Genomic DNA, 12,338 nt, shown 5'->3' with positions numbered 1-12,338 from the left:
TTTTTCCCGGCGCGGAACCGGTCAGCCCGTTCCCGCGCCGGGCACGCACGATTTTCGATCCAATCCTGCGCGCGAGCCGTCGCGCCGCTTAAAGCCTAGCCCGAACCACACCATGCACGAGAGATACGTACCCGCCGACGTCGAAGCCGCCGCCCAGGGCGACTGGCGCGCAGCCGATGCCTACAAGACGAAGGAAGATTCGCAGAAGCCGAAGTTCTACTGCGTATCGATGCTGCCGTACCCGTCCGGCAAGCTGCACATGGGTCACGTGCGCAACTACACGATCAACGACGTGATGTACCGCTATCTGCGGATGAACGGCTACAACACGCTGATGCCGATGGGCTGGGACGCGTTCGGGATGCCGGCCGAGAACGCCGCGATGGCGAACGGCGTGCCGCCCGCGAAGTGGACCTACGACAACATCGACTACATGAAGGGCCAGATGCAGTCGATGGGTCTCGCGATCGACTGGTCGCGCGAAATCGCGACGTGCAAGCCTGACTACTACAAGTGGAACCAGTGGCTGTTCCTGAAGATGCTCGAGAAGGGCATCGCGTACAAGAAGACGGGCACCGTGAACTGGGACCCGGTCGACCAGACCGTGCTCGCGAACGAGCAGGTGATCGACGGCCGCGGCTGGCGCTCGGGCGCGCTCGTCGAGAAGCGCGAGATCCCCATGTACTACCTGCGCATCACGCAGTACGCGGATGAGCTGCTGAACGATCTCGACGGCCTCGGCTGGCCCGAGCGCGTGAAGATCATGCAGCAGAACTGGATCGGCAAGAGCTTCGGCGTGAACTTCGGCTTCCCGTATGAACTCGACGGCGAGCAGAAGCTGCTGCGCGTGTTCACGACGCGCGCCGACACGATCATGGGCGTCACGTTCTGCGCCATCGCGGCCGAGCACCCGCTCGCCACGCGCCTCGCGCAGGACAAGCCGGAACTGCTCGCGTTCATCGAGGAATGCAAGCGCGGCGGCGTTGCCGAAGCCGACGTCGCGACGATGGAGAAGAAGGGCGTCGCGACCGGCTTCTCGGTCAAGCACCCGCTGACCGGCGAGCCGGTCGAGGTGTGGATCGGCAACTACGTGCTGATGAGCTATGGCGAAGGCGCGGTGATGGGCGTGCCGGGCCACGACGAGCGCGATTTCGCGTTCGCGAAGAAATACGACCTGCCGATCAAGCAGGTGATCGCGAGCGAGGGGCAGACGTACTCGCTCGACGCATGGCAAGAGTGGTACGGCGACAAGGAAACCGCGGTCTGCGTGAACAGCGGCAAGTACGACGGCCTGCGCTACGCGGAAGCGGTCGACGCGGTCGCGGCCGACCTGAAGGCCGGCGGCTTCGGCGACAAGCAGGTCACGTGGCGCCTGCGCGACTGGGGCGTGTCGCGCCAGCGCTACTGGGGCACGCCGATCCCGATCATCCACTGCCCGTCGTGCGGCGACGTGCCGGTGCCGGAGCAGGATCTGCCGGTCGTGCTGCCGGAAGACCTCGTGCCGGACGGCACGGGCAACCCGCTCGCGAAGTCCGAAGCGTTCCTGAACTGCACGTGCCCGACATGCGGCGCGGCGGCGAAGCGCGAAACCGACACGATGGACACCTTCGTCGATTCGTCGTGGTACTTCTCGCGCTACACGGCGCCGGACGCCGAGACCATGGTCGACGCGCGCACCGATTACTGGATGCCGATGGACCAATACATCGGCGGCATCGAGCACGCGATCCTGCACCTGCTGTATTCGCGTTTCTGGACCAAGGTGATGCGCGACCTCGGCCTCGTGAAGTTCGGCGAGCCGGCGAAGAACCTGCTCACGCAGGGGATGGTGCTGAACGAGACGTACTACCGCGAGGACGCGGCAGGCAAGAAGACCTGGTACAACCCGCTCGACGTGACGGTCACGCACGACGACAAGGGTCGCCCGGTCGGTGCGACGCTGAACGCGGACGGCCAGCCGGTCGTGCTCGGCGGCATCGAGAAGATGTCGAAGTCGAAGAACAACGGCGTCGATCCGCAACTGCTGATCGACCAGTACGGCGCCGATACCGCGCGCCTGTTCACGATGTTCGCGGCACCGCCCGAGCAGCAACTCGAGTGGTCGGGCGCGGGCGTCGAAGGCGCGAGCCGCTTCCTGCGCCGCGTGTGGAGCTTCGGCTACGGCAACCGCGAAGCGCTCGCCGCCCGCGCCGGGTTCGACGCAGCGACGCTCGGCGACGCCGACAAGGCGCTGCGCCGCGAGATCTACAGCGTGCTGAAGCAGGCCGATTTCGACTACCAGCGCCTGCAGTACAACACGGTCGTGTCGGCCGCGATGAAGATGCTGAACGCAATCGACGGCGCGAAGGGCGCGACGCCCGCCGTGCTGCGCGAGACGTACGGCGTGCTGCTGCGCGTGCTGTACCCGGTCGTGCCGCACGTCACGTTCGAGCTGTGGAAGGCGCTCGGCTACGCGGACGAATTCGGCCCGCTGCTCGATGCGCCGTGGCCGAAGGTCGACGAGGCCGCGCTCGAGCAGGCCGAGATCGAACTCGTGCTGCAGGTGAACGGCAAGGTGCGCGGTGCGCTGAAGGTCGCGAAGGATGCGAGCCGCGACGCGATCGAAGCGGCGGCGGTCGCCGACGAGGCATTCGCGAAGTTCAGCGACGGCAAGCCGGCGAAGAAGATCGTCGTCGTGCCGGGCCGCCTCGTGAACATCGTCGTCTGACGGCCGCCGGCCGTCGGACGTACCCAGAAGGAGCGAAGGTGATCCGCAGATCGTTTTTGATGCTCGTCGGCAGCGCGGTCGCGCTGTCGGCATGCGGCTTCCAGTTGCGCGGCCAGCAGGACTACGCGTTCAAGCACCTGTTCGTGGCCGGTGCGCCGGCGCCCGTCGAGGCGCGGCTCACGCGCCTCGTCCAGGCCGGCAGCGACACGAAGATCGTCAAGTCGGCGGACGACGCCGACGCCGTGCTGCGCATGTGGGAGTCGCGTGGCCAGAACACGCTGACGCTCAACAAGTACGGCTCCGCGCAGGAATACGCGCTGTTCTACACGCTGAACTACACGCTGACGAGCAAGGACGGCACCGTGCTGATCCCGCCGAGCGCGATCGCGCTGAACCGCGCGATGACGTACAGCGACCAGTACACGAACGCGAAGGCGCAGGAAGCCGACATCCTGTACGGCGACATGCAGAACGACGCGGTCGACCAGCTGATGCGGCGCCTCGCGATCGTCCACTCGCTGACGCCGGCGCCGGAGGACGTGGTGCCGGGCGTGGCGCCGCGCGCGCCGCTGCCGCCGCCGCCGCTCTGATCGCGGGCGCACGCAGCGATGCAATTGCGACTTGATGCGCTGGAGCCGCACCTCGCGAAGGGGTTGGCCGGGCTCTATACCGTCTACGGCGACGAGCCGCTGCTCGCGCAGGAAGCGTGCGACCGCATTCGTGCGGCCGCACGCGCGGCCGGCTTCACCGAGCGGTCGGTGCATACGGTCGAGCGCGGCTTCGACTGGAGCGTGCTGCTCGGCGCGACCCAGGCGATGTCGCTGTTCGGCGAGCGCCAGCTGATCGAACTGCGCATTCCGTCGGGCAAGCCCGGCAAGGAAGGCGCCGACGCGCTGAAGACGCTCGCGGCCACGCCCAACCCCGACGCGCTGATGCTCGTCACGTTGCCGCGCCTCGACGCGGCCACGCAGAAATCCGCATGGTTTACCGCGCTGCAGAACGGCGGCGTCGCGCTGAAGATCGATCCGGTCGACCGTGCGCAACTGCCGAACTGGATCGGCCAGCGACTCGCGATGCAGGGCCAGCGCGCCGCGCCCGGCGAGGACGGGCGGCGCGCGCTGCAGTTCATCGCGGAGCGCGTCGAGGGCAACCTGCTCGCCGCGCACCAGGAAATCCAGAAGCTCGGGCTGCTGTATCCGCAGGGCGCGCTGTCGTTCGAGCAGGTGCACGACGCGGTGCTGAACGTCGCGCGCTACGACGTGTTCAAGCTGAACGAAGCGATGCTCGCCGGCGACGCCGCGCGGCTCGCGCGGATGATCGACGGGCTGAAAGGCGAGGGCGAGGCGATCGTGCTCGTGATGTGGGCCGTCGTCGAGGAGTTGCGCACGCTGCTGCGGATCAAGCGCGGCACGACGGCCGGCAAGCCGCTCGCGACGCTGCTGCGCGAGAACCGTGTGTGGGGGCCGCGCGAGCGGCTGATCGCGCCCGCGCTGAACCGCGTGTCGGAGGCGGTGCTCGAAAAGGCGCTCGCGTTCGCCGCGAAGCTCGATCGGCAGGTCAAGGGGCTGACGGCCGTCACGCCGGGCCGCCGCACGCAGGACGAACCGCCGCCCGATCCGTGGGACGGGCTGTTCCAGCTCGCGATGACGGTCGCGGGCGCCCGCGGCGAGCGACCGCCGACCGCGGGTCGCGTGCGACGCTAAGTCCCGTTCGTGCCTTCAGCGCGCGCTGCGCAACCCGCTTACAATGCTTCGATAGCTGGCGCGGCATATCGGCCGCTGCCCTGCACGGACGGTTGTCCCGCGAATCGTCACTCCCGGACGGCCGTCCTGGGTGGCCGTCCCCGGGTGGCCGTCCCCCGCTTCCCCACGAATTCATGCCGCTCCGCGCGGCTCGCTTCTCGAGTCACACGATGGATATCGATCAGTACATGACCGACCTGGGCCGTCGCGCCCGGCACGCTTCCCGCGCGATGGCGCGCGCCAGCACGGCCGCGAAGAACGCGGCCCTCGACGCCGTGGCCCGCGCGATCGAGCGCGACGCGCAGGCGCTGAAGGAGGCGAACGCACGCGACGTCGCCCGTGCCCGTGAAAAGGGGCTCGATGCGGCGTTCGTCGATCGACTGACGCTGTCGGACAAGGCGCTGAAGACGATGGTCGAAGGGCTGCGCCAGGTTGCGTCGCTCGCCGATCCGATCGGTGAGATCGGTAACCTCAAGTTCCGCCCGAGCGGGATCCAGGTCGGCCAGATGCGCGTGCCGCTCGGCGTGATCGGCATCATCTACGAGTCGCGCCCGAACGTGACGATCGACGCGGCCGCGCTGTGCCTGAAGTCCGGCAACGCGACGATCCTGCGCGGCGGCTCCGAAGCGCTCGAATCGAATGCGGCGCTCGCGAAGCTGATCGGCGAAGGGCTCGAGGCGGCAGGCCTCCCGCAGGACGCGGTGCAGGTCGTCGCGACGGCCGATCGCGCGGCGGTCGGCAAGCTGATCACGATGACCGAATACGTCGACGTGATCGTGCCGCGCGGCGGCAAGAGCCTGATCGAACGGCTGATCAACGAGGCGCGCGTGCCGATGATCAAGCATCTCGACGGCATCTGCCACGTGTACGTCGACGATCGCGCCGATCTCGACAAGGCGCTGACCGTCTGCGACAACGCGAAGACGCACCGCTACGGCACCTGCAACACGATGGAGACGCTGCTCGTCGCGAGCGGCATCGCGGCGAAGCTGCTGCCGCCGCTCGGCAAGCTGTATCGCGACAAGCAGGTCGAGCTGCGCGTCGACGCGGCCGCGCGCGCGGTGCTCGCCGACGGGGGCGTCGGCCCGCTCGTCGACGCGACGGAAGCAGACTGGCACACCGAGTATCTGGCGCCGGTGCTCGCGATCAAGGTCGTCGACGGCCTCGACGCCGCGATCGAGCACATCAACCATTACGGCTCGCATCACACGGACGCGATCGTCACCGAGGATCACGACCGTGCGATGCGGTTCCTGCGCGAAGTCGATTCGGCGAGCGTGATGGTCAACGCGTCGACGCGCTTCGCGGACGGTTTCGAATTCGGCCTCGGCGCGGAAATCGGCATCTCGAACGACAAGCTGCACGCGCGCGGCCCGGTCGGCCTGGAAGGGCTCACGTCGCTGAAGTACGTGGTGCTCGGGCACGGCGAAGGCCGTCAGTAAGTCAACAGCGAGGCGCACAACCGATGGCAATGCTCTGGGTCAAGACGTTCCATGTCGTTCTGATCGCCGCGTGGTTCGCGGGGCTGTTCTACCTGCCGCGCATCTACGTGAACCTGGCCATGGAGACCGATCCGGCCGCGGTGCGGCGCCTGCTGCTGATGGCGCGCAAGCTGTTCCGTTTCATGACGATGATCGCGGTGCCGGCGCTCGCGTGCGGGCTGTGGTTGTGGCTCGTGATCGGCATCGGCCAGGGGCAGGGCTGGATTCACGCGAAGGTGACCGTGGTGCTGCTGCTGATCGTCTACCACGCGTATTGCGGGCACCTGCTGCGGGTGTTCGAGCGCGGCGAGAACCGCCGCACCGACAAGTGGTATCGCGTGTTCAACGAGCTGCCGGTGCTCGGCATGCTCGCGGCGGTCGCGCTGGTGGTGATCAAGCCGTTCTGAGCGGCGCGGCCGGCGGTACGTCACCGCCGAATCGTGCGCAACGGCGCCCCTCGGGGCGCCGTTGTTCGTTTACGCGCGGCGTCGTCGCGACCGCTACTCCTTCGTCGGGTCGTCGATCCGGCGCCGCGTGATCGCTTCCTTCGCGCGGCCGACGCGCTCCATCAGCGCCGGCCCGCGCGACAGCGCGACGCCGACCGCGAGGATGTCGCCGATCGCGAGATGCGACATCCGCGACGTCATCGGCGAGAACACGTCGGTTTCCTCGGCGACGTTCGACGCGAGGCTGACCGTCGCGAGCTTCGCGAGCGGCGAATGGCTTTGCGTGATCGCGACGACTTTCGCGCCGCACGCGAGCGCGGAGCGCGCGGCGTCGACGATGTCGCGCGTGCGGCCGGTGTTCGAGATCGCGACGACGACGTCGTGCGGCCCGAGCAGCGCTGACGACATCGAGAACGTGTGCGGATCCGAATACGCGACGCTCGGCACGCCGAGCCGGAAGAACTTGTGCTGGATGTCCTGCGCGGCGATGCCCGAGCCGCCGGCGCCATAGAACTCGATCCGCGACGCGTTCGACAGCAGCGCGATCGCGTCGGCGACGCTGCCCGCCGACAGGCTGTTGCGCACCTCGATCAGCGCGCCGATCGTGCGGTCGAACACCTTGCCGATGATGCCCGGCGCGGGTTCGTCGGGCTCGACGTCGCGGTACACCGACGACACGCCTGGCGCGACGCTCTGCGCGAGCCGGATCTTGAATTCGCGAAAGCCGCTGCAGCCGAGCGCCTGGCAGAAGCGCGCGATCGTCGGCTGGCTGACGCCGGCGCGGGTCGACAACTCGGTCATCGCGAGGTCGAGCACCTCGCGCGGCGCGGCGAGGATGTAGTCGGCGAGCTTGCGCTCGGACGGGCGCAGCTCGGGGCGGATCGCTTCAATGCGGGGCAGCATGGGACGGCACGTGGAAATCGGGTTCGGATGCGGGAGTGTATCGCAATCGAATTGTAGAAAATCTACATAAAAATACTAGTGATATTGCAGGAGTTTCGGCGTGGGTCGAGTAAGGTGGATTAGGGTTTTCACTGATTAAAGCCTTGCTGGTGGCGGGAATAGCGGTTGCGAGAGCGCGAAACCACATTGCGTGCTTGTAGTTTTTCTACTAGACTGCCTTCGTTCGATCGACGAAGCTCGACCGTCCCCACGATTCCAACCGCCGGTGTCGGCCGGCATACAGGAGCGCCCAGCATGACGTCGCTGCACCCCACTCTGGCGAAGGTCACCGAACGCGTGATCGCCCGCAGCCAATCGACCCGTTCCGCCTATCTGCAGCGCATCGACGGCGCGCAAGGCAAGTTCCCGGCACGCGGCGCGCTGTCGTGCGCGAATCTCGCGCACGGCTTCGCGGGCCTCGAGGGTAACGACAAGTTCGCGATCAAGGCGATCCGCGAGCCGAACATCGGCATCGTGTCCTCGTACAACGAGATGCTGTCCGCGCACGCGCCGTACAAGGACTTCCCCGACATCATCAAGGCCGCCGCGCGCGAGAACGGCGGGGTCGCGCAGTTCGCGGGCGGCGTGCCGGCGATGTGCGACGGCGTCACGCAGGGCAACCCGGGGATGGAGCTGTCGCTGTTTTCGCGCGAAGCGATCGCGATGGGCACGGCGATCGCGCTCACGCACAACATGTTCGACGCGGCGCTCTGCCTCGGCATCTGCGACAAGATCGTGCCGGGCCTCCTGATCGGCGCGCTGCAGTTCGGCCACCTGCCGACGATCTTCGTGCCGGCCGGCCCGATGACGAGCGGCCTGTCGAACGACGACAAGGCGAAGATCCGCCAGCAGTTCGCGACCGGCCAGGTCGGCCGCGACGCGCTGCTCGAAGCCGAATCGGCCGCGTATCACGGCCACGGCACCTGCACGTTCTACGGCACCGCGAACAGCAACCAGATGCTGATGGAGCTGATGGGGCTGCACCTGCCGGGCTCGGCCTTCGTTCACCCGCACACGCCGCTGCGCACCGCGCTGACGGCCGAGGCCGCGCGCCGCGTACTCGACCTGACCGTCGAGCGCGGCCACTACACGCCGATCGGCCATGTGATCGACGAAAAGGCGATTGTCAACGGGATCGTCGCGCTGCTCGCGACGGGCGGCTCGACCAACCACACGCTGCACCTCGTCGCGATCGCGCGCGCGGCCGGCATCTTGATCGACTGGAACGACTTCGACGAGCTGTCGGCGGTCGTGCCGCTGCTCGCGAAGATCTACCCGAACGGCAAGGCCGACGTGAACCATTTCCACGCGGCGGGCGGTGTCGCGTTCCTGGTACGCAACCTGCTCGAAGGCGGGCTGCTGCACGAGGACGTGACGACGGTCGCCGGCAAGGGGCTGGCGCACTACACGAAGGAGCCGAAGCTGATCGACGGCAAGCTGACGTGGGTCGACGGCGCGGCCGAGAGCCACGACACGAAGGTGCTGCGCGGCATTCGCGAGCCGTTCCAGCCGGACGGCGGCCTGCGCCTGATGCAGGGCCGGCTCGGTCGCGGCGTGATCAAGATCTCGGCGGTCGCGCCCGAGCACCGCAAGGTGACGGCGCCCGCGATCGTGTTCGACTCGCAGGAAGCCGTGCAGGAAGCGTTCGATCGCGGCGAGCTGAAGCGCGATTTCGTCGCGGTGGTGCGCTTCCAGGGCGCGCGCGCCAACGGCATGCCCGAGCTGCACCGTTTGACGCCGCTGCTCGGCGTGCTGCAGGATCAGGGCTTCCACGTCGCGCTGGTCACCGACGGCCGCATGTCGGGTGCGTCGGGCAAGGTGCCGGCCGTGATCCACGTGTCGCCGGAGGCGCTGCTGGCCGGCCCGATCGGCAAGGTGAAGACGGGCGACATGCTCGTGATCGACGCGGAAGCCGGCGTGCTCGACATCGAGGTCGACGACGCCGAGTGGCACGCACGCCCGGTCGCGCAGCCGCGCCACCAGGCCGAGAACGAAGTCGGTTTCGGGCGCGAACTGTTCGGCGTGTTCCGCGCGGCCGCGGCGCCGGCCGAGCAGGGCGCATCGGTTTTCGGGACGCTGGTCGGCGAAACCGCCGTCAGCGTCGCCGCATGAATTTCAAGGAGCCAATTCAATGAAGACGATTGCTGAAATCGTGAAGCTGGGCCCGGTCATTCCGGTGCTCGCATTCGACTCGGTCGAGCAGGGCGAAAACGTGTCGCGTGCATTGCACGCGGGCGGCGTGAAGGTGCTCGAGATCACGCTGCGCACGCCGGCCGGGCTGGAAGCGATCCAGCGCGCGAGCCAGCTCGCGGACGACATCGTCGTCGGCGTCGGCACGATCACGAAGCCCGAGCACTGCGCGCAGGCGAAGCGCGCGGGCGCCACGTTCGGCGTGTCGCCGGGCCTGACGAAGGAGCTGCACCTCGCGTCGCTCGACGCGGGCCTGCCGCTGCTGCCGGGCGTGATGACGCCGAGCGACATCATCCAGGCGCTCGAATTCGGCTACGACATCGTGAAGTTCTTTCCCGCGCAGCAGGCGGGCGGCGTGCCGATGCTGCAGGCGTTCCACGGTCCGTTCCCGGCGCTGAAGTTCTGCCCGACGGGCGGCATCACGGTCGATACCGCGCCGAACTTCCTGAAACTGCCGAACGTCGTGTGCGTCGGCGGCTCGTGGCTCACGCCGAAGGCCGCGCTCGCCGCGCAGGACTGGGCCGAAGTCACGCGCCTCGCGCAAGCGGCGAGCCAGCTGCCCCGTTAATACTTGTATGAAATGAAGAATCAGCCCTCGGAAAGCGAGCGTTAGTGCTTGTTTTACCGAGGGTTTTTGCTGATGGAACCGGTTCTATCCGCGGATCGCAAAGATAAGTAAAATTCAGCGTCCTGACGGGGTGGGTACCCCCCGTGTTTCGGAGACCTGCATAGCCGGGCATACTCGCAACGACTCGCCCGGTTCGAACAATTCTAGGAGGAGTGCCACATGGGGGCCGTCCAAGGCAGCATGCTGCTCGTATTCACGCTGATCGCGATTGCCGCGCTGATCCTGATGATCGCGCGCTACAAGATCTACCCGTTCCTGGTGCTGATCATCGTCTCGCTCGGCCTCGGTCTCGTCGTCGGCATGCCGATGGACAAGATCGTCAAGTCGTTCGAAACGGGCACCGGCGGCACGCTCGGCCACATTGCGATCGTCGTCGGCCTCGGCACGATGCTCGGCAAGATGATGGCCGAATCGGGCGGCGCCGAACGGATCGCGACCACGCTGATCGACTGGTTCGGTGAAAAGAACATCCACTGGGCGATGATGTTCGTCGCGATCATCGTCGGCCTGCCGGTGTTCTTCGAAGTCGGCTTCGTGCTGCTGATCCCGATCGCGTTCAACGTCGCGAAGCGCACCGGCAAGTCGCTGCTCGTCGTCGGCCTGCCGATGGTGGCCGGCCTGTCGGTCGTGCACGGGCTGATCCCGCCGCACCCGGCCGCGCTGCTGGCCGTCCAGCAATACGGCGCCGATATCGGCAAGACGATCGCCTTCGGTCTCGTCGTCGGCGTGCCGACCGCGATCATCGCGGGCCCGCTGTTCGCGCTGACGATCTCGAAGTTCGTGAAGCTGCCGGAAAACAACCCGCTCGCGTCGCAATTCGTCGATTCGAACGCGGATGGCCGCAAGCGCGAACTGCCGAGCTTCGGCATCACGCTGTTCACGATCCTGCTGCCCGTCGTGCTGATGCTCGTCGGCAGCTGGGCCGACCTGGTGTTCGCACCGAAGTCGCTGCCGAACAACCTGCTGCGCTTTGCCGGCAACTCGGACGTCGCGCTGCTGATCGCCGTGCTCGTGAGCTTCTTCACGTTCGGCAAGCTGCAGGGCTTCAACCGCGACCAGATCCAGAAGTTCTGCGGCGAGTGCCTGGCGCCGATCGCCGGGATCACGCTGATCGTCGGCGCGGGCGGCGGCTTCGGCGGTGTCCTGCGCGACAGCGGGATCTCGCAGCAGATCGTCGAGACCGCCAAGCATGCGCACCTGTCGCCGCTGCTGCTCGGCTGGTTCGTCGCGGCGCTGATGCGTCTCGCGACGGGTTCGGCGACGGTCGCGATGACGACGGCCTGCGGTATCGTCGCGCCGATCGCGGCGGCGTCGGGCGCGTCGGTCAGCCCGGAGCTGCTGGTGCTCGCGACGGGCTCGGGCTCGCTGATCTTCTCGCACGTGAACGACGGCGGGTTCTGGCTGATCAAGGAATACTTCGGGATGACGGTGGGTCAGACGTTCAAGACCTGGTCGCTGCTTGAAACCATCATCTCGGTGCTCGGTCTCAGTTTCACGTTGCTGCTGAGCATGGTTCTGTAACAAGGGGTAGTCAATGATTCTGATCGCAATGGGCGTGTCGGGCGCCGGCAAGTCGCTGATCGGCGAAATGCTGGCGGAACGCCTGTCGTGCAGCTATACCGATGGCGACGCGTTTCACAGCGCGGCGAACAAGGAAAAGATGCACCACGGTATTCCGCTGACCGATGAAGACCGCTGGCCGTGGCTGCGCACGATTCGCGCGGCCATCGAGGAAAAGCAGCACGCGGGCGAGACGGCCGTGTTCACGTGCTCGTCGCTGAAGCGGTCGTACCGCGACGTGCTGCGCGGCGCCGACACCGACGTGCGGTTCGTGTATCTGAAGGGTTCGTTCGAAGTGTTGCAGGAGCGCCTGAAGAGCCGCACCGGCCATTTCTTCGATCCGTCGCTGCTGAAGAGCCAGCTGGACACGCTCGAGGAGCCGGGCCCGGACGAGGCGATCGAGGTCAGCATCGAGCTGACGCCCGAGCAGATCGTCGATCAGGTCATGCTGAAGATCGGTCTCGCGCAGCAGCACTGAGCGCGGTCCGCGGCCATCGTCATGGAAAAGGCGCCTTCTGATCTGCTCTAGAAATCCTGGACACAAATGAGTGTTAGTGTTTCGGAGGCAATTTTCCCAATAGGAACGGGAGGTTGGCGATGAAGCGCAAGCAATATTCGGTGGAGCAGATCGTGGCCGCGCTC

10 protein-coding genes are annotated in these 12,338 nt (G+C 67.0%); 9 read left to right on the top strand and 1 reads right to left on the bottom strand.

The genetic code is table 11. The features are described from left to right. The first annotated feature begins 112 nt into the window (after window positions 1-112). The 5 genes from leuS to H0X91_RS31795 all read left to right on the top strand — a co-directional run bounded on the left by leuS (window position 113) and on the right by H0X91_RS31795 (window position 6,337). Complete coding sequence (gene leuS / locus H0X91_RS31815) at window positions 113-2,707, top strand: leucine--tRNA ligase (RefSeq protein ID WP_006483409.1); 2,595 nt, start codon at window positions 113-115, stop codon at window positions 2,705-2,707. Between the two features lie 38 nt (window positions 2,708-2,745). After that, entirely contained in the window at window positions 2,746-3,297 is a 552-nt protein-coding gene (locus H0X91_RS31810) for an LPS-assembly lipoprotein LptE (RefSeq protein ID WP_006483412.1), read from the top strand. Between the two features lie 18 nt (window positions 3,298-3,315). Beyond that, the gene (gene holA, locus H0X91_RS31805; RefSeq protein ID WP_006483419.1) at window positions 3,316-4,410 is read left to right on the top strand and encodes a DNA polymerase III subunit delta; all 1,095 of its coding nucleotides are present in this window, start codon (window positions 3,316-3,318) and stop codon (window positions 4,408-4,410) included. Between the two features lie 209 nt (window positions 4,411-4,619). Next, window positions 4,620-5,891 (top strand): glutamate-5-semialdehyde dehydrogenase, encoded by a 1,272-nt coding sequence (locus tag H0X91_RS31800; protein WP_080324457.1) that lies wholly within the window; start codon window positions 4,620-4,622, stop codon window positions 5,889-5,891. Between the two features lie 23 nt (window positions 5,892-5,914). Further along, the gene (locus tag H0X91_RS31795; RefSeq protein ID WP_089434541.1) at window positions 5,915-6,337 is read left to right on the top strand and encodes a CopD family protein; all 423 of its coding nucleotides are present in this window, start codon (window positions 5,915-5,917) and stop codon (window positions 6,335-6,337) included. A 93-nt stretch (window positions 6,338-6,430) separates the two neighbouring features. Here H0X91_RS31795 and H0X91_RS31790 read toward each other — a convergent pair whose 3' ends face one another. Then, window positions 6,431-7,279, bottom strand: coding sequence for a MurR/RpiR family transcriptional regulator (locus H0X91_RS31790; protein ID WP_006483414.1), 849 nt, complete (start codon window positions 7,277-7,279; stop codon window positions 6,431-6,433). A gap of 294 nt (window positions 7,280-7,573) precedes the next feature. Here H0X91_RS31790 and edd point away from each other — a divergent pair, with 294 nt between their 5' ends. The 4 genes from edd to H0X91_RS31770 all read left to right on the top strand — a co-directional run bounded on the left by edd (window position 7,574) and on the right by H0X91_RS31770 (window position 12,174). Continuing rightward, window positions 7,574-9,430: a phosphogluconate dehydratase gene (edd, locus tag H0X91_RS31785; protein WP_112751009.1), complete on the top strand. Its 1,857-nt coding sequence runs from the start codon at window positions 7,574-7,576 to the stop codon at window positions 9,428-9,430. Window positions 9,431-9,449: 19 nt separating this feature from the next. Beyond that, a complete protein-coding gene (eda, locus tag H0X91_RS31780) occupies window positions 9,450-10,076 on the top strand; it encodes a bifunctional 4-hydroxy-2-oxoglutarate aldolase/2-dehydro-3-deoxy-phosphogluconate aldolase (RefSeq protein ID WP_006483410.1) in 627 nt (208 codons plus the stop codon). A 219-nt stretch (window positions 10,077-10,295) separates the two neighbouring features. Further along, window positions 10,296-11,657 carry a GntP family permease gene (locus tag H0X91_RS31775; protein WP_006483417.1) on the top strand — a complete coding sequence of 454 codons (1,362 nt, stop codon included), beginning with the start codon at window positions 10,296-10,298 and terminating at the stop codon, window positions 11,655-11,657. A gap of 13 nt (window positions 11,658-11,670) precedes the next feature. After that, window positions 11,671-12,174, top strand: a complete 504-nt coding sequence (locus H0X91_RS31770) for a gluconokinase (RefSeq protein WP_059721659.1) — start codon at window positions 11,671-11,673, stop codon at window positions 12,172-12,174. Window positions 12,175-12,338: the final 164 nt, after the last annotated feature.

It is taken from the genome of Burkholderia sp. 9777_1386 (assembly GCF_015712265.1).
GTDB classification, from domain to species: Bacteria; Pseudomonadota; Gammaproteobacteria; order Burkholderiales; family Burkholderiaceae; genus Burkholderia; species Burkholderia cenocepacia.
The sequence above is the reverse complement of the archived record's forward strand: the minus strand, read 5'-3'. Positions and strand labels throughout refer to the sequence as shown.